This is a genomic window from Caldisericum exile AZM16c01 (assembly GCF_000284335.1).
GTDB lineage: Bacteria > Caldisericota > Caldisericia > Caldisericales > Caldisericaceae > Caldisericum > Caldisericum exile.
Genome location: NC_017096.1, coordinates 1255429 through 1275255, shown reverse-complemented (window position 1 = coordinate 1275255; position 19827 = coordinate 1255429). Strand labels below are relative to the sequence as shown.

Annotated in this window: 19 protein-coding genes; 10 read left to right on the top strand and 9 right to left on the bottom strand. The window is 36.0% G+C overall.

Annotation, left to right across the window (positions count from 1 at the left end; all coding sequences use genetic code 11):
* Positions 1-4 precede the first annotated feature (4 nt).
* The 4 genes from pilM to CSE_RS06445 are packed head-to-tail and all read left to right on the top strand — an operon-like array spanning position 5 to position 4903.
* Positions 5-1462, top strand: coding sequence for a pilus assembly protein PilM (gene pilM / locus CSE_RS06460; RefSeq protein ID WP_014453836.1), 1458 nt, complete (start codon positions 5-7; stop codon positions 1460-1462).
* Entirely contained in the window at positions 1459-2019 is a 561-nt protein-coding gene (locus CSE_RS06455; RefSeq protein ID WP_014453835.1) for a hypothetical protein, read from the top strand. The genes pilM and CSE_RS06455 overlap by 4 nt, the downstream gene beginning before the upstream one ends.
* Complete coding sequence (locus tag CSE_RS06450) at positions 2016-3692, top strand: GspE/PulE family protein (protein ID WP_014453834.1); 1677 nt, start codon at positions 2016-2018, stop codon at positions 3690-3692. Before CSE_RS06455 ends, CSE_RS06450 begins: the two co-directional genes overlap by 4 nt.
* Positions 3689-4903 carry a type II secretion system F family protein gene (locus CSE_RS06445; RefSeq protein ID WP_014453833.1) on the top strand — a complete coding sequence of 405 codons (1215 nt, stop codon included), beginning with the start codon at positions 3689-3691 and terminating at the stop codon, positions 4901-4903. The genes CSE_RS06450 and CSE_RS06445 overlap by 4 nt, the downstream gene beginning before the upstream one ends.
* 18 nt (positions 4904-4921) lie before the next feature.
* On the opposite strand, the gene CSE_RS06440 is transcribed toward CSE_RS06445, so the two are convergent.
* The gene (locus CSE_RS06440; protein WP_014453832.1) at positions 4922-5740 is read right to left on the bottom strand and encodes a class II glutamine amidotransferase; all 819 of its coding nucleotides are present in this window, start codon (positions 5738-5740) and stop codon (positions 4922-4924) included.
* A gap of 1062 nt (positions 5741-6802) precedes the next feature.
* Between CSE_RS06440 and rsmG the strand changes: the two genes are divergently transcribed.
* Positions 6803-7366, top strand: a complete 564-nt coding sequence (gene rsmG / locus CSE_RS06435; RefSeq protein WP_014453831.1) for a 16S rRNA (guanine(527)-N(7))-methyltransferase RsmG — start codon at positions 6803-6805, stop codon at positions 7364-7366.
* On the opposite strand, the gene CSE_RS06430 is transcribed toward rsmG, so the two are convergent.
* The 6 genes from CSE_RS06430 to dcd are packed head-to-tail and all read right to left on the bottom strand — an operon-like array spanning position 7361 to position 11444.
* Complete coding sequence (locus tag CSE_RS06430; RefSeq protein ID WP_014453830.1) at positions 7361-8107, bottom strand: alpha/beta hydrolase; 747 nt, start codon at positions 8105-8107, stop codon at positions 7361-7363. The genes rsmG and CSE_RS06430 overlap by 6 nt on opposite strands.
* Positions 8100-8603, bottom strand: a complete 504-nt coding sequence (locus tag CSE_RS06425) for a hypothetical protein (RefSeq protein ID WP_014453829.1) — start codon at positions 8601-8603, stop codon at positions 8100-8102. The genes CSE_RS06430 and CSE_RS06425 overlap by 8 nt, the downstream gene beginning before the upstream one ends.
* Positions 8604-8613: 10 nt before the next feature.
* On the bottom strand, positions 8614-9465 hold the full coding sequence (locus CSE_RS06420; protein WP_014453828.1) for a DegV family protein: 852 nt from the start codon (positions 9463-9465) through the stop codon (positions 8614-8616).
* Entirely contained in the window at positions 9465-10316 is an 852-nt protein-coding gene (locus tag CSE_RS06415; protein ID WP_014453827.1) for a DegV family protein, read from the bottom strand. The genes CSE_RS06420 and CSE_RS06415 overlap by 1 nt, the downstream gene beginning before the upstream one ends.
* Complete coding sequence (locus CSE_RS06410; RefSeq protein ID WP_014453826.1) at positions 10313-10876, bottom strand: hypothetical protein; 564 nt, start codon at positions 10874-10876, stop codon at positions 10313-10315. The genes CSE_RS06415 and CSE_RS06410 overlap by 4 nt, the downstream gene beginning before the upstream one ends.
* Positions 10869-11444 carry a dCTP deaminase gene (gene dcd, locus CSE_RS06405; RefSeq protein WP_014453825.1) on the bottom strand — a complete coding sequence of 192 codons (576 nt, stop codon included), beginning with the start codon at positions 11442-11444 and terminating at the stop codon, positions 10869-10871. Before dcd ends, CSE_RS06410 begins: the two co-directional genes overlap by 8 nt.
* A 342-nt stretch (positions 11445-11786) precedes the next feature.
* Between dcd and CSE_RS06400 the strand changes: the two genes are divergently transcribed.
* From CSE_RS06400 to rsmI, 5 genes are all read left to right on the top strand, one after another.
* Positions 11787-12635 (top strand): hypothetical protein, encoded by an 849-nt coding sequence (locus tag CSE_RS06400; RefSeq protein ID WP_014453824.1) that lies wholly within the window; start codon positions 11787-11789, stop codon positions 12633-12635.
* Between the two features lie 241 nt (positions 12636-12876).
* Positions 12877-13335, top strand: a complete 459-nt coding sequence (locus CSE_RS06395; protein WP_014453823.1) for a ribosome maturation factor RimP — start codon at positions 12877-12879, stop codon at positions 13333-13335.
* Positions 13332-14390: a transcription termination factor NusA gene (gene nusA / locus CSE_RS06390; RefSeq protein ID WP_014453822.1), complete on the top strand. Its 1059-nt coding sequence runs from the start codon at positions 13332-13334 to the stop codon at positions 14388-14390. The genes CSE_RS06395 and nusA overlap by 4 nt, the downstream gene beginning before the upstream one ends.
* Positions 14374-16278: a translation initiation factor IF-2 gene (infB, locus tag CSE_RS06385; protein WP_014453821.1), complete on the top strand. Its 1905-nt coding sequence runs from the start codon at positions 14374-14376 to the stop codon at positions 16276-16278. Before nusA ends, infB begins: the two co-directional genes overlap by 17 nt.
* A gap of 3 nt (positions 16279-16281) precedes the next feature.
* Complete coding sequence (gene rsmI / locus CSE_RS06380; RefSeq protein WP_014453820.1) at positions 16282-16962, top strand: 16S rRNA (cytidine(1402)-2'-O)-methyltransferase; 681 nt, start codon at positions 16282-16284, stop codon at positions 16960-16962.
* Positions 16963-17009: 47 nt separating this feature from the next.
* Here the strand turns inward: rsmI and CSE_RS06375 are convergent, their stop codons facing one another.
* Together CSE_RS06375 and CSE_RS06370 are read right to left on the bottom strand one after the other, a co-directional pair.
* Positions 17010-18350, bottom strand: a complete 1341-nt coding sequence (locus tag CSE_RS06375; RefSeq protein ID WP_014453819.1) for a S8 family peptidase — start codon at positions 18348-18350, stop codon at positions 17010-17012.
* Positions 18351-18569: 219 nt separating this feature from the next.
* Complete coding sequence (locus CSE_RS06370; RefSeq protein WP_014453818.1) at positions 18570-19655, bottom strand: DMT family transporter; 1086 nt, start codon at positions 19653-19655, stop codon at positions 18570-18572.
* Positions 19656-19827: the final 172 nt, after the last annotated feature.

Here is a 19827-nt window from a genome sequence, read left to right as displayed (position 1 = left end):
CCGTATGGGTGAGAAACTTTTAGGTGTTTCAATTAGTGAAAATGCGATAAGGTGTGCACTTGTTGAAAGAGGCGAAGAAATTACCATTAAATCGCTCTTTGAAATAAGTTTTGATGATTTTAACAATGTTTCGCAGAATAAAGAAGTTATAGATTCTTTGAAGGCATTCCTAAGAAAAAATCGATACGATAGTTGTGCAATTTCTCTTCCCGCAAGTGCAGTCCTTACAAGGCTTAAAACCGTTCCAAAACTTCCGCAAGAAAAAATTGTAAAACTCATTCAAACAGAGATAAGAGATTATGCAATTTTTGAAGGTGAAAATGTTTCTCTCGGATTTGCTGAATTGGAGAAAACTGAGGAAGGTGTTGAGGTTATTTGGGCTGCAACAAAAGAGTCAACACTTCTTTCAACTTTAAATTTTCTTCATAAGGTAGGCATAAAAACAAGGAGGATAACGATTCCTCAACTTGCAATTGCTGAGTTTATAGACGAACTATACAAAGATGATTCCTATGCAGTTGTAAATGTTGATAGGGCTACAACAACTCTTACGGTTTCTAAAGGAAAGAGAATCATCTTCAATTATACTCAGGATGTTGGTTTCCAAGCGTTTAAGGAAAACGATGTTTCTTTGAAAGGCACTTGGGTTGGGAATATTGTTTCATCTCTCAATTATGTGTCAAGAAATTTGAATATTGCCATTAAGAAGATTTATCTTGTAATTAATAACAGTGAAAGTTTTGATATGTTGCCATATCTAACAGGAAGGGTTCCCATACCAGTGTTGTTATTGACACTTCCTGAAAATGTGTCATTTGAAGATGAAAGTGACTTTATAAAGTATCAGAAAACTGGTGGAAATGAGTTTGTTGTTGCAGTTGGCCTTGCGTTATCTTCACTTATTAAAAGAGGTGAAGCGTATTATTTATCTCTTACAGAGCACTTTCTAAGAGAAAAATTGTCAGAGCGCCTAAAAGTTCTTACAATGGTTCTTGTTCTTGTTGTCGTAAATGGTGCATTTGCTTTAGCATACCCATATCTTTCTGGTAGTTTAAAATCGACAACAGAAAAGTTAAATAGTGTTAAGAAGTCCATAAGTGAGATTTCAAAGCCTGTTTTGGATGTAAATAAATTGCAATTAGAGTTGCAGGCAGTAAATGGAACTTTGAATTCTTTAAAAAATCTGGAGGTGTCAATTTATACACTTCCTAAATATTCTCTTGTTTTAAAGGAATTACAGAGTTTATCGCCGCAGGGTGTATCTTTAATCGAACTTGCGCTTAAAGAAGATGGTTCAGTTTCGTTAAGAGGCACATCAAATACATTCAAAAATGTGTTTAACTTTGAGGAGAATCTTTCAGGTGCAAAATACCTGAAAAATGCAACTGTTCTTGAGATAATTAAAGATAAGGAAGGTTCAAATATCTTTAGCATGGAGATGCAAATGAGGAAGGCAAAATGAAAAAGAATGGGCGACTTACAAACATTTTTATTATCATTGCGTTAATTGAAATCGCACTTGTGCTTTTTTATGCAGGCTTTCTTACGTTTAGTCTCTATTCTACATCAAGAGCACTTTCGCTTAAAACTGCGGAACTTCAAGAACTTGTTGCACAATCTGGCACAATTGAAACTTTAAAGAGCCAAATAGAAAAAAGTAAAGCAAGTATTTCGGAAATTAAATCAAATTTCTTTAATGATGACTCACTTCTTAGTTTTTTTAAGAATTTTTATGATATCTGTGCAAGTAACGGTGCTGATCTGCAGCACATAACATTTTCAACACTTTCAACTGTTCTTGACACAAGTCCACCACTAAAAACTTTACCTGTAAGCATAGAGTTTAAAGCAAACTATAATAGTGTTATAAAGATTTTTGAATATCTTGAGAATTACAAGATGCACATAAAAGAGGTTAATTTTTCATTTCATGGCATTGATTCATCCTTAGACATAGTATTTTACGTATTTACTAACTCCTCTGATAGGTGGGTCTACGAAAGGATGGCTCAACCATGACCGGAAATCTTAAACTCGGAGAAATCCTTCTTAATGAGGGAAAAATATCAAAAGAACAACTTGAGAGTGCACTTCTTGAACAGGCTAAAACAGGAAGAAAATTGGGTGAGATTTTAATCGAAAGAGGACTTATAACACCAACGGAATTATCAAAGCTTCTCGAAAGACAATCAAGTATTCCTTCTATTTCGCTTGAAGAAATACAACCTGATCCGAATATTTCAAGTGTGCTTCCCGAACTTTTTGTAAGAGTAAATAAGGTTTTGCCATTAAGAAGGATAAATGATGCTCTTGAAGTAGCAGTTGTTCCACCAATAAATCCTGAAGTTCTTGAGAATGTGAAGTTGCTTACCGGTCTTAAGGTAAAACCTTACATTATAAGTGATAGTGAATTTGACAGGGCGCTTAACAAAATATACTCCATTGAAACAAAAGTTGATAAAGTGATCTCAACAATTGGAAGAAAAAGAGAAGAGGCACAAATTCGTGTAATTTCAGAGGTGCCTACAGGTGCAGAACCAACAACAGTAAATCTTGCAAATTCAATTATATCGGATGCTATCGGAAGAAATGCCTCTGATATTCATATCGACCCGCAACAAAATATTGCAAAGGTGCGTTATAGAATTGATGGCATTATGTATGATATTTTGAGTATTCCTAAAGAGATTGCAGAGTCAATTGTGTCTCTTATAAAAGTGAATTCCGGTATGGATATTGCAGAAAGACGTCGTCCTCAGGATGGTCATTTTTCTGCAAAACACGAAGATGAATTCTACGATTTTAGGGTATCCTCAATGGGAACATCTTTTGGGGAAAAATTAAATATAAGAATTCTAAGTAAGCAAAAATTACTGATGCCCCTTGAGCGACTCGGGATGCTCAAAGAACAGTTTGATGTATTTTTGAATCTTATAAAGCGCCCATATGGTATTATTCTTGTAACAGGCCCAACAGGGTCTGGAAAAACTACCACTCTTTATTCTGCAATTTCAACGCTTAATACAGGAGAGAAAGAAATAATAACTCTCGAAGATCCTGTTGAATATAACATTAGTGGTATTGTCCAAATCCAAATTAACGAAGAGGCAGGTATCACATTTGCATCTGGCCTAAGGTCGATCTTAAGACTTGACCCAGATATCGTGATGGTTGGAGAAATTAGAGACCTTGAAACAGCAAAAATTGCGGTTGAGGCATCTCTAACTGGACATCTTGTATTTGCCTCCATTCATACAAACGATGCAGCATCAACTCCTATAAGGCTTCTTAATCTTGGGGTTGAGCCCTACTTACTTGCTTCATCACTTGCAGGAGTTATCGCTCAAAGGCTTGTGCGTGTCATTTGTCCAAATTGTAAAAGGGAATATACGGCAGATCAATCTGAAAAAGAGGTTTTTTTACATGAACTAAAGGTTGATGTTGATAAACTTTTTACAGGTGAAGGGTGCCCTATCTGTGGCGAGACAGGATACAAAGGAAGGACTGGCATTTTTGAGATAATGGAAGTAAACGAGAGTATTAGGGAACTTATAGAAAAATCTGCTCCTTACAATAAAATAAAAGAAGAGGCAATTAGGTCTAACATGATTTCGATGAGACAGGCAGGCTTAATCAAGGCAAGAGCAGGCATTACTACACTTAAAGAAGTTGAAAGAGTTGCAGGCTTATGAGCGAATTTAGATACATTGCCGTTGATAAAAATGGGAAAACCGTAAAAGGTCAAATTAATGCCTCTTCAAAAAACGAAGTTCATGCAATTCTTGAAAGAAAGGGACTGTATCCTCTCGAAATAAAGGAGTTTAGGGCTTCAAAAATAAAATTAAATCTAAGTTTCGGTGTGTCAAAGGTTAATGATGAAGCATTAATCCTTTTTACAAGCGAACTTGCAACGCTTATCCAGTCTGGCTTAACAATAGTTGATGCACTTCAAGGACTTTACGACCAGGAAGAAAATCCAACTTTAAAAAAGATAATTATGGATATAAAGGAAAATATCGAGGGAGGAACTTCCATAAGTAACGCCTTTAAGAAATATCCAAGTGTGTTTTCTTCAATTTATACAAGTTTGCTTACTGTGGGAGAGGCAACAGGGCGTCTGGACAAAGTCTTGTTTGGAATTTATCAATATCTTGAAAGAGATTTAGACATTCGAAGGAAGATTTCGAGTGCCTTCGCATATCCAAAATTTGTGGTAATTGTTGTTACAGGTGTTGTAATATTTATGCTTTCGGTTGTTTTACCGAGATTCACTGCAATGTTTACTGCGGCTGGTGCAAATTTGCCAACTCCAACAAGAATTTTGCTTTCTGTGAGCAACTTTATACGCTTTAAGTGGTATATAATTGTTGCTGTAATTGTGATGTTTTACGCTATTTACAGAATCATTTATTCTACAAAAAAGGGGCGCCTTGCAATTGATTTACTAAAATTGAAAATACCACTTTTTGGGCGGATAAATAAATTTGGAAGCCTTTCAAGGTTTGTGCGTTCCCTTGCTCTTATTAGTGGAAGTGGTTATAACATTTTAGATGGTCTTATGATTGCGTCTTCTGTTGCAAATAACGCCTATATAATAAAAGAAATTGAAGAAGTTGCTAAAGATATACGATCAGGAGAAAGTTTCTCAGAATCTCTTACACACAGAAGTTTTTTCCCAAGGGTTATGGTGCAGATGGTATCAGTTGGCGAAAGATCAGGGCTTCTCGATTCATCCTTAGAGCGCCTTGCAGATTTGTGGGATAGATCCCTTGATTACACGCTTAGAAATCTTGCCTCAAAGATTGAGCCTGCACTAATTGTTATCCTCGGTGTAATCGTTGGATTTATTGCACTTGCAATGTATCTTCCAATGTTTACTTTGCCAAGTCTTATAAACAAGTAGAATTAACCTCTATCAATTTTATTTAAATAGAAATTGCTCTTTTGTTATCGAAGTATTATCGGAGAGAAGATTTTCAACTGTGATAAGCGTGCCGAGAAAAGGTTCTTCGCCAATAACTTTAAGTTTTCTTTTGATGGTGTCATCAAGATACTGCTTTAATGTGCTTGACATAAATGAAGTAAGACCTTTTTCTTCAATTAAGTAGGCTTTGTAATATTCCTTTTTGCCTGTATAGTAGGCTGTGATTATTGCATCAAGTTTTGATCCGTTTAAAATGAGCGTTATCGTGTTAAAGCCGCTATCTTTCATCACAAACTTTACACCGTTTTTAAGGAGCTCCTTTAAGCTGAGTAGATTCTCAAAATTTCTTGAGAGTATGTATGAAAATGTAAATGAATCTGAAAGAACGTTTGGTAGCTCTATCAGAAATTCTTTCATAATTCGAGGTTTGTCAAGAGTTCCATTGTGCATGAAGAAGAGGTTAATCCCATTTGGAAGCGAAAACATATAGGGATGTGTGTTGATTAAATTTACTTCACCTGCGGATTTTTTTCTTACATGAAATCCAAATGCAAATTTCTCAAAACGTGCTAACGTGTCTTTGAATATTCTGATTTCTAAAGGACTTTCAAAAATAGGACTTGTTGACCTTGTGTAAATTTGTGATAATTTTTCACCATTTTTTCCAAAAAGGACATATCCAAAACCATCCTGATGGCTTGTAGGGGTTTCTCCATAGGTATTGTCAGATTGAGATGCTTTAACCAGAGCGTCAATAAGCGAATATACTGTTTCAATATTTTCCTTGTTGCTTTCTACAAAAAGTATTCGGCACATGTTCCATTATAATGAATTTTATCTCTATCCCCAAAACCCTTCAAACATTTTTAATTTTCCAAGGGAAGTTAGAGTAAAGGAGCCTTATTAACCCCCTCAAATGGTTGAAGATGGATGCATCACTTTCTATTAAGTGTCATGCCGAAATGACTTTCTGAGGCATCTCCTTTTAATAGAGGAGGGCAATGCCCTCCTCTAACTCCACCCAAAAAAATAAAAATCCTTTGCCGTTTAGGGGGAGTTAGAGGGGGAGAATCGCAAGTCCCCCTCTATTAAAGGAGGAGATTCCTCGTGGCTTCGCCACTTCGGAATGACCGTCGTTTGTCATTCCGAACAAAGTGAGGGATCTCTCAAATTTGAGGGGGAAACTAACCCCCTCAATACTCCCCCCCAAAAAGTCATCCCGAACGGAAGTGAGGGATCTCCGCCTTTTCAGGGGGAGTTAGAGGGGGGGAGCCTTTTTAATCCGCCTCTAAATTAGGACACCCTCCTCCAACTCCTTCTAAAAACAAGCAAGAATACTTTTTTGTTTTTTATGGGTAGTTTGAAGGGGTTGAAATATCCCCTTCGGTTTAATGGGGGAGTTAGAGGGGGAGAATCGCAAGTCCCCCTCTAATTAATTAAAGGAGGAGATTCCTCAGTCGCTCACGCTCCTTCGGAATGATTCGGTAATTTGTCATTTCGACGAACGAATGTGAGGAGAAATCTCCGCTTTTCAGGGGGAGTTAAAGTGGGAGCCTTTTTAATCCCTCTCTATTAAAGGAGGAGATTCCTCGTGGCTTCGCCACTTCGGAATGACTAATAAAAACAAAAGAACATTCTTTTTCAAGGGGAGTTAGAGGGGGAAATTGTAAGTCTCCCTCTAATTAAATGAGGAGATACCTCGCTTCGCTCGGTATGACTTAAAATCTGATGGAAAAAGACCCCCAATCTCAACTAATGAAACACCAAAATTCGCTCGACATGACTAAGTGTCCGTCATTGAATGTTGGAGGGATTTTTTGCTTTTTAAAAAGTAGTAAGAGGACTTTTATATTTTTCAGGTGTAAGTAAAATATTTTGATGGAAATAATCCCTTCATATGGGTTTTACCAGTATTTAAAATTACTGAGTAATGCTCCCAAAAGGGTTGTCCTTATGAGCCCGAAAGACAACTTAGATGTTCTCTATAAAAAGCACATTGATGAAGCAAAACTTTATTTGCCATATATTGGTGATAGTATGGAAGTTCTTGACTTAGGAAGTGGAGCAGGATTTCCTGGAATTCCACTTGCTATAATGAAGCCGCAAAGTCAATTCTATCTTCTTGATAAAAGAAAAACTCATACGGATTTTTTGAGAAATGTTATCACCATACTTAACCTTACAAACGTAAAAGTAATTAACCTTGATGCAGAACTTCTTAAAAGAAAAAATCTTACTTTTGAGGTGGTTGTTGCAAGGGCAGTTAATAGGATTGATGTAATTCTTTCGTGGATCAAAGACAACCTTAAATCAAACGGCACTGTTGTACTTGGGAAGAAAAAGGATATAGAGAACGAATTAAAAACAATAAAGTCGCCTTTTCATTTAAAAGAACTTATAGAAACTTCTTTTGGTTATCTTGTCGTAATAAAAAAGCTATAGATATGTTTCAATAAACTCCTTTACATAATTATTAATAAGGTCTTTGTCGTAGTCCATTGTTGCAACGTGGTATGAGTTTTCAAGATAGATAACTTTTACATCCTTAGAGGAAACATTGTTAAGCGTATAATCTACATTTTCAAGTGGCACAACGTGGTCCTCTCTTGACTTCAAAATAAGTAGTGGTTGTGTTATTTTTTTAAGGTCTTTTTGCACAATATTTAGAAGTTTTACCATTTCATATGCTCCACGTGTTGGTGTCCTGTCGTATGCAGGTTCTTTAACGGTTGGATCTTTTATATCTGAGCTAATTGCAGGCATTGACTTTACAAAGATACTTAAAATTGGGAGAAGCTTTACCTTTGGGTCATTTAGAACAACAATATGGTTAATAAGGGCACCTCCCTTTATTTCAGGGTGACGCTCAAGCATGTAAAGAGTTAGCGCACCACCCATTGAAAGTCCAGCAACAAAAATGTTCTTAGTTCTTTCTTGAAGTTTTTTGTAGGCAATTTCAACATCGTTAAGCCAATCACTGTATTTTACTTTGTTGAGGTCTTCCCATTTGGTTGCATGTCCGCTTAAACGTGGTGCCTCAACGTGGTAACCCTGCACTGCAAGAAACTTAGCAAGATAAATTATGCTTCCAACAGTCCCCGTGAATCCCTGCAAAACGAGCACGCCAATATCTTTATTTCCAATACTACTAAAAGGCTTTCCTTCCTCCCAAATTTCACTCATGTTTCCTCCAAGGAATTAAGATAAATAAACCTCCTACGATTAGGAGAATTGGTATAATGTATCTTCGAACGTTTAACCAAAAGATATCTTCAATTGCAAGTGCTTTTGGAAGAAACATTAGGAGTGCGATTGCAACAAATATAATACCTGTCCAAATTGATCGCATTGAGTTTCTTATAATGCTTCCATAGATAAGGTAGGCAAGTCCTATTGAAAGAGCAATAAGGAAAATTACATTGAATGTGGTAAAGGGTAGAAGATAAAATTCCAGGGCAAGTAGAGCTAACCCAAAGAAAAGAATTACAAGATAGGAGATGGTCTCATTTTTGTGGGTATGACCTCTAAGTGCAAGGAAAGCGATACTAAGGAGGGTAAAGAATAGTGCAACAAATAGTCCAAAGGAATCGTGAATTGTTGCAAATTCTTTCAAAAGAAGTGTTAAACCCAGAGAAATCACAAGGATTCCAGAGAAAGCCTTACTTTCGGTAAGTCCCATAATTTACCTCCTAAATCCTTTCTGTGTAGAAATGTATTGAAAGGACTTGAGGACCAGTATGGGTTCCTATAACTGGTCCAAGTTGTGTAAGTGAAACGGATTTATTAAATTCTCTTTCAAGAAAATCTTTGTATTGTTCAGCCTCTTCAAGATTTTCTCCGTATGCAACAGTAATGTATTTAAGTCCAAATTTTGTAACTTTCTCTTTTGTAAGTTCGATCATTCTTTCTTTCCCTCTTTCAAGAGTTCGAGGTTGTTCGAGGACATTTACTATACCTTCATCAAAGAATAGGATTGGCTTAATTTTTACAACTGTTCCAAGAAGTGCTTTTGCTTTTCCGATTCTTCCAAGACGAGCAAGCCAAAACAAATCTGGGACAAGAAAATATATATTCATGTGCTTGTATAGAGTGGGGATAATATTCAAGACATCGCTTAAGGGCATATTATCTTCGAAGAGCATCTTAGCAATTTCAAGAATTTGATATCCCAGTCCCATCGATGTAAACTTTGAATCAAAGATATGGATTTTGTCGCTTTGAAGTGCTTCCTTTGCTGCATTTGCAGAGTTTATAGTGCCCGATAATCCTGCTGAAATATGAATAGAAATTATTTCGTATCCATCTTTAAGAAGGTCCCGATAGACACTCTCAAAATCTTCAGGTGCAGGTTGTGTTGTTTCTGGAAGGATGTTTGTCTCATGCAATTTTCTATAGAACTCATCGTGAGACATGTCCACGCCTTCACGGTAAACTTCATCACCAAATCTTACATAAAGAGGGACAACTTTTATATCATACTTTTCTAAGTATGCCTTTGGCATGTAACAGGTTGAGTCAGTTACAATTTTTACTTTTTGCATTATTTCACCTCCTTATTTTTGCAAACTACTCCTATTCCCAAAAACTCAGGACCAAGGTGAGCACCTAAAACAGGCCCGATTCTATATTTTGTTACCTTTTGGCCAAAAGTATCTTCAACTCTTTGTCTAAATTCCTCTCCTTCTTCCACATTTTCCCCATATATTGTATCAATATATTCAAATTCTCTGAACTTATTTTTTAATCCTTTTATAATATTAATAAGTTCTTCTGTTGAGCCTTTTCTTGTTCTTCCAAATTTGTAAAAGTCAATACGACCCTCATTCAGATGAACGATAAAGTATAGTTTTAAAGCAGTGGATATTTTGCTTTGAAAATGGCTTATGCGTCCGCCTCTTTCAAGGTATTGAATATCCATAGGTAGGAAAAACCCAAAGATTCTTGAATAAGACTTTTCTATTTCTTCTGCAATTTGTTCTCTTGTGTAGCCTTTGTTTGCAAGGTCATATGCAAGAAGTACCTTTCTTAAAAGGTTTGCAGAAGATGATTTTGAATCAATTACAGTAATTTTATCAGTTTGAAGGAGTGTTTTTGCTGCATTTGCAGAATTCACAGTTCCAGAAAGTCCCGTCGAGATATGTATCGAAACAATTTCGTGTCCTTCTTCGAGTAATGGCTTATAAACGTCTACAAAATCCTGCGGAGAAGGTTGAGAAGTCTCAAATTTTTCGCCGCTTTTAAGTCTCTTATAAAATTCATCGTCTGTAATCTCAAATCTCTCTTTCCACTGCCCCTTTTCGTTTTTTACATAAAGTGGAACAATTTTTATGTCGTATTTACTCAATTCATCTTCATTAAAATACGCAGTCGTATCTGTTACTATTTTTATCATCCAATCCCTCCTACAATATAATATGCAAACAATGTCGAAATCACAGCAATAAATACTCCGGTAATAAATTGCATTAAAGTATGGTCTTTAAGTGTAATTTTTAAATATGCTGCAGGCAAAAGAAAAAGATAAAGTAAACCTCCTTTTGGTCCAAAGATTAGAGTTAAAGTTGTTGAAGGTCCTGCAATTGATGATGCATGTCCAGAAGCTTTATATCCTTTAAGGTTTATAGCGCTGAGTACTATTCCTGTAATATTATAGGCAAGTGCAATGAAAATGGCTGTTCGTGTTGCTTTAATGAGCAAAATAACAATTAATCCTAAAAAGAAACTTACTGTGTTAATTATGAAAGAAACGTGTCTTTCTTTCTTAAAATCCCAGGGGTATTTAATGAATGTGAAAAATGAAAAACTCGGAATTACGGAAAAGAAAAGAAGCAATATAAAATACTCTAAAATACTAATGAGATTTGAAAGCCTTATAAGTGTTATCGTAAATAGCGCAATCGGTTGCTCAGAAATAAGAAATGTTAAAATCCTTTTCAATTTATTATTATCCATCTTTATTTACCTTTGGGAGAATTATTCCCTGTTGATTTTGATATTTTCCATGCCTATCTTCATATGAAACTTCGCATGGTTCATCGCCTTCAAAGAAAAGTACCTGCGCAATACCTTCATTTGCGTAAACCTTTACAGGAAGTGGTGTAGCATTAGAAATTTCGATTGTTACAAAGCCGCACCATCCTGATTCAAGTGGAGTAATGTTAACGATGATTCCGCTTCGAGCGTATGTGCTTTTCCCAAGAACAATGCAATGAACATTTCTTGGGATTCTAAAATATTCAACACTTCTTCCAAGTACATATGAATTTGGGGGTATAATAACAAAATCACCAGTGTAGTCCTGCAAAAGGTCTTTATCGAACTTTTTTGGATCAACAATTGCAACTTCTTTTCCGATTGCACCCGTAAAAACCTTGAATTCATTTGCAATACGCATATCATAGCCATATGAAGAAAGGCCGTAAGAAATTACACCATTGGAGACAAGATGGTCCACGAATGGTTCAATCATTTTTTCTTTTAAAGCCTTTTCTTTAATCCACTTGTCGCTTTTTAATCCCATGTTTTCTCCTTTATGTTTGCCATATTATAGTAAAAGTAATTTTTTATTCAAAATTTCCAAAAAACTGGACAATTTAAAACTTGTTTTTCTTTTATATTTTTGTATAAAATTTAACATGCTTGAATTATATTAAATTTATAAGTGCTATTAATGCATGAGTGATACACAAGGTTAAGAGACTTAATTAACATTATCGAAGATTACCGTCTTGATCGTGAAGATGTTAAATTTGAAGCTTCTGGTAAACCCTTGAGGAATTTGTACCGATTTTGTATACTTGATTAGATGTTAGAGTGCAAAGTCGATGGTTTTTATTTTAGAAAGGAAATACCATAGGGTTATATGAAATTTATTAATATAGCAGAAGAACAGTTAAGTAATGGCATAGAAAAAGCGTTTAAAAACCATGAGGATTTTTTTAAAGAGTACTTTTCTACACTTGAAGACAAAAAACAATTCCACGAAAATATAGAAGTCATTCTTAGAGACACTAATATAGATTTAACAAAGATTAATATAGGTTTATTAACAAAAAGGCTGTCATCACTTATGCGTTTACTTAAAAGATCAGTGAAAAAAATAGTAATTCCTGATGTTATTTTCTTTGTAGGATTAAATAATTTTGACGGCCACGGTCTTATTTTAAATGGAAAGCCATACATATTTTTAAATATGACAAGGATGAATGAGATGTTAGAGAATAAGTCATTTATTATTGACTTACATTTGCTTCACGAGACTTTCCATGCTATTCATTATTACCATTCACCGTCTTTTTATTTAAGAAACTATAAATCTACAGAGCATCATTATCTGAAAAGGATGCTTGCAGAAGGAGTTGCGACATATCTTTCGAAAGATTTCAAAAAAGCCAGTTTTGATAGCGCTTTATGGCTTGGACTTATTGATAGAGAACACTTTACGGAATGGGTTAAAAATTGCACAGTAATGAAGCGCAGCATGTGGGAATTAATAAAAAATGCAATAGCAAGTAATAATTTTGATGTGTCATTAATTAATACTTTGTTTGCTGTACCTGGTGCAAGACAAGAGGATTTAGTAAAAGGTCGTTTTGGATACTACTATGGAACTGAAATAGTTAGGAAAGTTGCTGAAAAGGAAGGATTGAGAATTCTATTTTTGGAGTACGAGGAATTCAGAAACTATGTAGAACCATACTTTAAAGAATAGCATGACAGAAATAAGATGTAATATATTAAAACCTTTAAGAATTACCAAAGATTAAAAATAAAGGAGAAATAGTCAAAAACTTGCTTAAATTAAAAGAAGTACGATTTTTTGTTCGTTCTTCTTATTTTTACAGAATTGATTAAAATTATAATTTGGAAAATTTAAGGAATTCTTTTACAATATAAAGGTGAATTTTTTGTATAAGTGGGTAATTTGTGCCCACTTTTTATTTTAAAAAATTATGGAACGAATAGAAAGTATTGTAAGAAAAAATGCAGAAAGGTTTAACATGATGGTGATAGAGTTATCTATCACCGCTGATACAATTGAAGCAATAGTATACAGGCGGACAAAAGGTATTACCGTTGGTGATCTTGAAGAACTTACAAGGGAGATACAGCGTGATTTGAAGGCAATTGGTGTTGAAGGTGTTTACGACATTAACCTTTCAACCCCAGGACTTGATAGGGTTTTGAAGGATAGAGCCGAACTTGATATTTTTGAAGGAAGAGAAGTGCGTTTTACTTATGAGGATGAGAAAGGACAGACTGTAACCAAAGAAGGCATTCTGAGAGGTAATGCAGGAGATGAGGTAAATTTTGAAGTTGATGGTGTAATGCTTTCAGTTCCCTTTTCAAAAATTGTAAGGGTTGCATTGTTTGAAAGAATGTTTGAAAAAAGAAAAGGGGGTAAAAAGTGATAGACATTGAAACCTTAAGAAACATTGAAAAAGAAGAAGGCATTCCCAAGGAAGAGATTATTGAGATAATAATTGAATCTATAAAGGAAGCCTATAAAAAGCATTTTGGTGAAGAGAATTCTATAGTTAAGGTGAATCTTGCAAAGGGTGAGATAAGACTCTACGCAGAGAAGATTATTGTTGAACGTGTAATGAATCCCATAACGGAAATTTCTCCAAAGGAAGCGCTTAACTTTACCGATAATCCAAAAATTGGCGAGAAGGTGCTTATAGAGATTCCCATAAGAACGCTTTCATCATCTGCAGTTATGGCTGCAAGGCAAGTTTTCATGCAAAGAATTGCAGAAAGAAAGAAGGAACATCTTGTAAATCTCTTTGCAAATAAGCAAGGAACCATTGTAAAAGGTAGAGTTACAAGAATAAAGGGAAGAGGCTCAATTGGTATAAGCCTTGAAGAGGGAATGCAAACAGTTGAAGGAATTCTTCCTTTCGAAGAGCAGATCCCCAATGAGCATCTTATAAGAGGAAAAGAGTATGACGTTTATGTTAAAGAAGTGAGAATCGGTGACAGAAATCCTTTAATAATCCTTTCGAGAGCAGAGCCAAATTTTCTTGCAAAACTTCTTGAAAGAGAAGTACCTGAGGTTGCACAAAAGATTGTTGAGATAAAGGGAATAGTACGTGCACCCGGTGATAGGGCAAAAGTTGCAGTTTTGAGTAAGGACTTACATGTTGACCCCGTCGGTGCATGTATTGGGCCAAAGGGCACGAGGATAAATGCTGTTTCCAAAGCGATTAACTTTGAGAAAATTGATATTATAAGATATAGTCCAAATCCAGAAGTGTTTATTGCAAACTCTCTAAGTCCTGCTGAAGTTAAGAGAGTAGAAATCATTCCAAACACAAAAGAAGCAAATGTTTATGTTGAGAAGAAGGAAGCCCCCATTGCGATGGGGAAGGATGGGATAAATGTTGCTCTGGCTTCAAAATTAACTGGATACAACATTCATCTTGTCGAGTTGGAAGAAGGTGAAGTAAATGAAGAAAGAAAGTAAGCAAGGAAAAAGGGTTTATGAACTCGCAAAAGAATTGGGATTAAAATCCCAAAATCTCATGGATATCATGCAGGAATTAGGAATTCCTGCAAAAAGCACCCTTTCTGTAGTTGATGCTGAATCGGCGTCTTTGATTTCTGACTATGTAAATGAATTGAAGCACAAGGCAAAGGAACAGAAGGAGGAACTCGAGAGCATTCCGGATAATATAACTCTTGTTGAATTTTGTGCTCACTTTGGTGTGCCAATTGAGGAAGTTAGAGAAAAAATAATGAAGTTTGGGCTTCCATATAAACCGTCTTACAGATATTCAAGGCAGGAAGTCCATTACCTTGCACAGGAATTAGGGCTTAAAGTTCCACCATTTCTTGATGAAGAATTTAAAAAACGTTTTGTAAAGCGTGCACCAGTTGTAACAGTTATGGGTCATGTTGACCATGGAAAGACAACACTTCTTGACACCATTCGTAAAACAAATGTTGCAGCAAGAGAAAAGGGACAGATCACTCAAGCGATTGGTGCTTCAACTGTAAGGATCCATGGAGAAGACATTATTTTCATTGATACACCTGGGCACGAAGCATTCACCGAGATGAGGCTTAGGGGTTCGCTTGTAACGGATATAGTTATTTTGGTTGTTGCGGCAGACGAAGGAGTGAAAGAACAAACAATCGAATCTCTAAACCACGCAAAGGCTGCAAGAGTGCCAATCATAGTTGCAGTTAATAAAGTAGATAAACCAGGCGCAGATCCAGAAATGGTTAAGCACCAACTTGCAGATAGAGGACTTTTACCAGAAGAGTGGGGTGGACAAACTGTTTATGTGCTTGTATCAGCAAAAACTGGGCAAGGCATTCAGGATCTTCTTGAAATAATAAGACTTCAAGCAGATTTACTTGATCTAAAAACTAATCCAAATACAATCGCATCTGGAACAGTTATTGAATCGAAGATTGATAAAAACGTTGGACCACTTGCAACAGTTATTGTTCAAACTGGAACCTTGAAAGTTGGCACATATTTAAGAGCAGGAAATACGGTTGGAAAAATTAGATTTTTGAAAGATACCTTTGGTAAAAATGTGAGTTTAAGCCCAGCTGTTTCTGCGGTTGAGATTGCAGGATTGGAAGAAATCCCTGAAGCAGGAGAGATATTCTATGAACTTTCTGGTATTGAGGAGATGCGTGAAGAGAAAGAAAAAATAGAAGAGGCAAAAAAGAAAGCAAAAGAGGAAGGGCGTGTCCCAAAAACTCTTGAAGATCTTTTGAAGGAAATGGAAGAGCGTGAAGAAAAAAGGCTTTATGTTATCCTCAAGGCAGACACTCAAGGTTCACTTGAAGCAGTTAAAAGAGCAATAAGTGAGATTAAGTCGCCTATTCCTATTGAGATTGTGCATGAAGGCGTGGGAGGTATTGTAAAAAGCGATGTTCTTCTTGCATCTGCCTCTAAGGGATTTATTCTTGGCTTTAATGTAAGGCCAGTTCAAGAAGCCGTAAATGAAGCAAAATCAAGAGGAATCGAGATAAGAACTTACGATATAATATTTGAACTTATTGATGAGATTGAAAGACTTTTGAAAGGTGCACAGACCAAAGAAACAAAGGAAGTTGTCATTGGAAGAGTTACTGTTAAGCAAACATTTAAGGTGCCAAATGTTGGAACTGTTGCAGGGTGTCTTGTTGCCGATGGTAAAATTTACAGAGGCGCAAAGGTTAAGGTTATTAGAAATAATGCCGTTATTTACACAACGGAGGTTTCATCACTAAAGAGATTCAAAGAAGATGTAAGAGAGGTTGTTAAGGGATATGAATGTGGCGTTGGATTAAAAAACTTCAATGACATAAAAGTTGGAGATGAGTTTGAAGTAGTTGAGGTGCAAGAAGTTTAGTAAATGCCACTGTTTATTTGTCCAACACCAATCGGAAATCTCAAAGATATAACGCTAAGAGTGCTCGAAACACTTAAAAGCGTTGACTATATAGTTGCAGAAGATACAAGAGTTACAAAAAATCTACTTAATAAATACGAAATAAAAACACCTTTAAAGAGTTTTCATTCTTACTCAAACAGGCATGTTTTGGATAGTATTATTGAAGATCTTAAAAAAGGTCTTTCAATTGCGCTTGTTTCCGATGCAGGTACTCCATGTATTTCAGACCCAGGCTATGAACTTGTTAAAAGATGTGTTGAAGAAGGTATTCATTTTGAGGTTTTACCAGGACCGAATGCAGTGCTTCCTGCACTGATTCTATCTGGTTTTCCACCTGATAGATTTTTTTTCTATGGATTTTTGAAGAGAACCGGAGGCAAAATAAAAAAGACATTTGAATACTTTAAAGATTTTGAATATCCTGTTATTTTTTACGAATCTCCTTATAGACTTTTAAAAGTGCTTTCAATAATGAATGAAGTTTTTGATGCAAACCGTCATGTTGCAGTTGTAAGAGAAATCTCAAAAATACATGAAAGTGTAGTAAGGGGAACCGTCCAAGAAGTTTTAGATTACTTTACAAAGAATCCTCCAAAAGGCGAGATTGTAATCGTCCTTGGTGGGAATGAAATGAAAATATAAAAAGGGGGAATATTTCCCCCTTTTAAAAATTTATCAATCCTAATATACTATGGTTTCCAATTTATTGCACCGTATGCATTCACAAGTCCATATCCGTAATACTTATCCCAGCCCTTTGTGCCAAGGTCTTTTGCAGTTGATTGAAGCGCTGTTCTTACCTGCACGTTTGTAAACTCAGGATGTAAAGACAGAACTAATGCTGCAACAGCCGCAACATGCGGGGTTGCCATAGAAGTTCCCTGGAAGAAGTAGTATCCAAAGTTTGTTGGGCTTCCTGAAAATGTCTGTTGTAAAATTCCATCTCCATAGCCGTCCTTGTTTTGATCAACTGAAGTATCTCCGCCTGGTGCAACGATATCAAGTGCACTTCCGTAGTTTGAATATTTTGCTCTTCTTCCATCGAAACGAGTTGCACCAACGGCAATACACTCTGTGTAGGCTGCTGGGTAACTCACTAAAGGTCTTCCATCATTTCCTGCAGCACAAACGATAACAACGCCTTTGTTATAAGCATATTTAATTGCATTATATAGAGTTGTTGAGCCTTGGCTTCCTCCTAAGCTCATATTAATGACTCTTGCACCGTGATCTGCAGCCCAAATAATTCCATTTGCAATCGCATCATAGGTGCCGGAGCCAGAACTATCAAGTACCTTTATAGGAAGAATTGTTGCTTCGTATGCAATACCTGCACAACCAATACTGTTATTTGTGGATTGTGCAATTGTACCACACACATGAGTTCCATGTCCGTTATCGTCATTTGCGTGGGTGTCATTATTAACGAAGTCGTAGGCATTTGCTGTATCAAATTTAGTATTTGCAAGGTCTGGTGCAAGGGCATATTGGGTGCCTGTAACAGGATCGGTGTAATTTTCATATGCAACGCCTGTGTCAATTATTGCAACTTTTACACCTGCTCCTCTTGTGATATTCCATGCAGAAACTGCTTGGACTCCAAAATTAGATGCATAACCATTTGAGAGCATTCCGTAATCGTAGAGATCCCACTGATATGGAGAAAAATATGGGTCGTTTGGGAGTGAAAATGCATGAGCGACATAGTTTGGTTCAACATACGCGATATCGGGATCGCTAAGCAAAAGTCCCTTTACGGCATCAAGAGTTTTTGATTGAGGAAGTGTGAACACTGCAAAATTCTTAAGCCCAACCTTTTTCACCTTTATTGAATTTGCATTTTCAAGAGCCTTTGCCTTAAGAGTAACATTAACACCGTCCCTGAATCCAACGATAAATTCGTTAGGAACCTCATAAGATCCATGAGGATTGGTAGTGCTTCCTACAAAAAGTGGTTCTGCGCTCTTTACACCTGCAAAGACAGAAAGCAAGAGTGCAACTAAAACTACACTTACTAATACTTTCTTCATACTCTCCTCCTCTAAAGTATTTTCCGTTATTATATAAAGATTTTTCTTTAAGTCAAGAATCCAAATTACCTCGTCAAAATATACGGAATCGAATAATTGCCTCAGATAAAAATCTTAATATTCCGTAACCTGTGATCCTTTAGACTATATTATTTAAACTAAATTATCCCAAAATTTGCAACAAGTGATAAAGTTGGGAATTATTTTCTAATACCGTAATTATTTCTTTTTAGGTAAATGGCTATGTCTGTGATGTATATCAGGCACATGTGGGTGTTCGTGTTCTATTGGCTCGTGAATATGGAAGTGGGAGTGATAACCACTTTTTGGCACCTCTTGTGGCATATGAGGATGGTTATGATGATCATCTGTATGAGAATGCCTGTGCTCATGAGCAATGTATTCATGAAAATGTTTATGGCTATGTTCTTCCCTGAATAACAAAATGGTTCCAACGATCATTACAGGTAGAGAGATAATAAACATAATGTTCGGAACACTTTTAAACAGTATTAAAGATAATGTTGCTCCAATAAAAGGTGCAGTCCCAAAAAAGGCACTTGCCCTAGCACTGCCCAAATTTCTCAAAGCAACTACAAACAGTACAAGACTGAAGCCGTAACTAAAACAACCAAGTAACATTGCGAATAAAATTATTTTTAAGCTCGGGATAGGGTTTTTCAACAAGAATGCCAGAAATAAAGAAAAGAGCCCTGCAGAAAATCCTTTAATAACAACAATAGAAAAAGGATTTTTTAATGAGATATTTCTTGTAAAATTATTATCAAGGCCCCAAAAAAAACAGGCACAAAGAATTTCTATTGCTCCAATAGAGAATCCCCATTGGTTGGTAAAATCCCACGACAGAAAAATACTTGCCAAAGTAATCAATACTAAAGCTACCCAAACTCTTTTGCCTATATGCTCGCTAAAAAATAATGCTGCAACCAATGCTGTAGCTACTCCTTCAAAGTTCAGCAGTAAAGATGCAGTAGAGGCGGGGGTTATTCGTAAACCCGACATTAGTAAAATAGGAGCTATAATGCCTCCAGAGAATATCGCGCCAATAAGCCAAGGCGTGTCTTTTTTCTCCAGAGATGCCTCGGCTTTACTCTGTCTTCTTATAAGATGGTCTATTTGTTGAAAAACCAGTAAACCTATACTGCTACCTATATATAAGAAGGCAGCAAGTGGAATTGGGGCTATCTGCCCCAAAAGAATTTTTGAAAGAGGAGTACTTACTCCAAATAATATGGCAGATAGTATTGCTACCATTTGATATCGCATAAATTTGTCCATAAACATTAATTCTCCTACATATATAATATAAGCTTTTTGTTCAAACGTCAAAAATCCGAATTACCTCGTCAAAGATATATGCGAAATTAAATCATTACCTCATATACAAATCTATTCAAAAATGAAAATGGAATAAAATGATGGAAAAGTTAGAAGAAGTTCTTAAGAAAATGGAAGG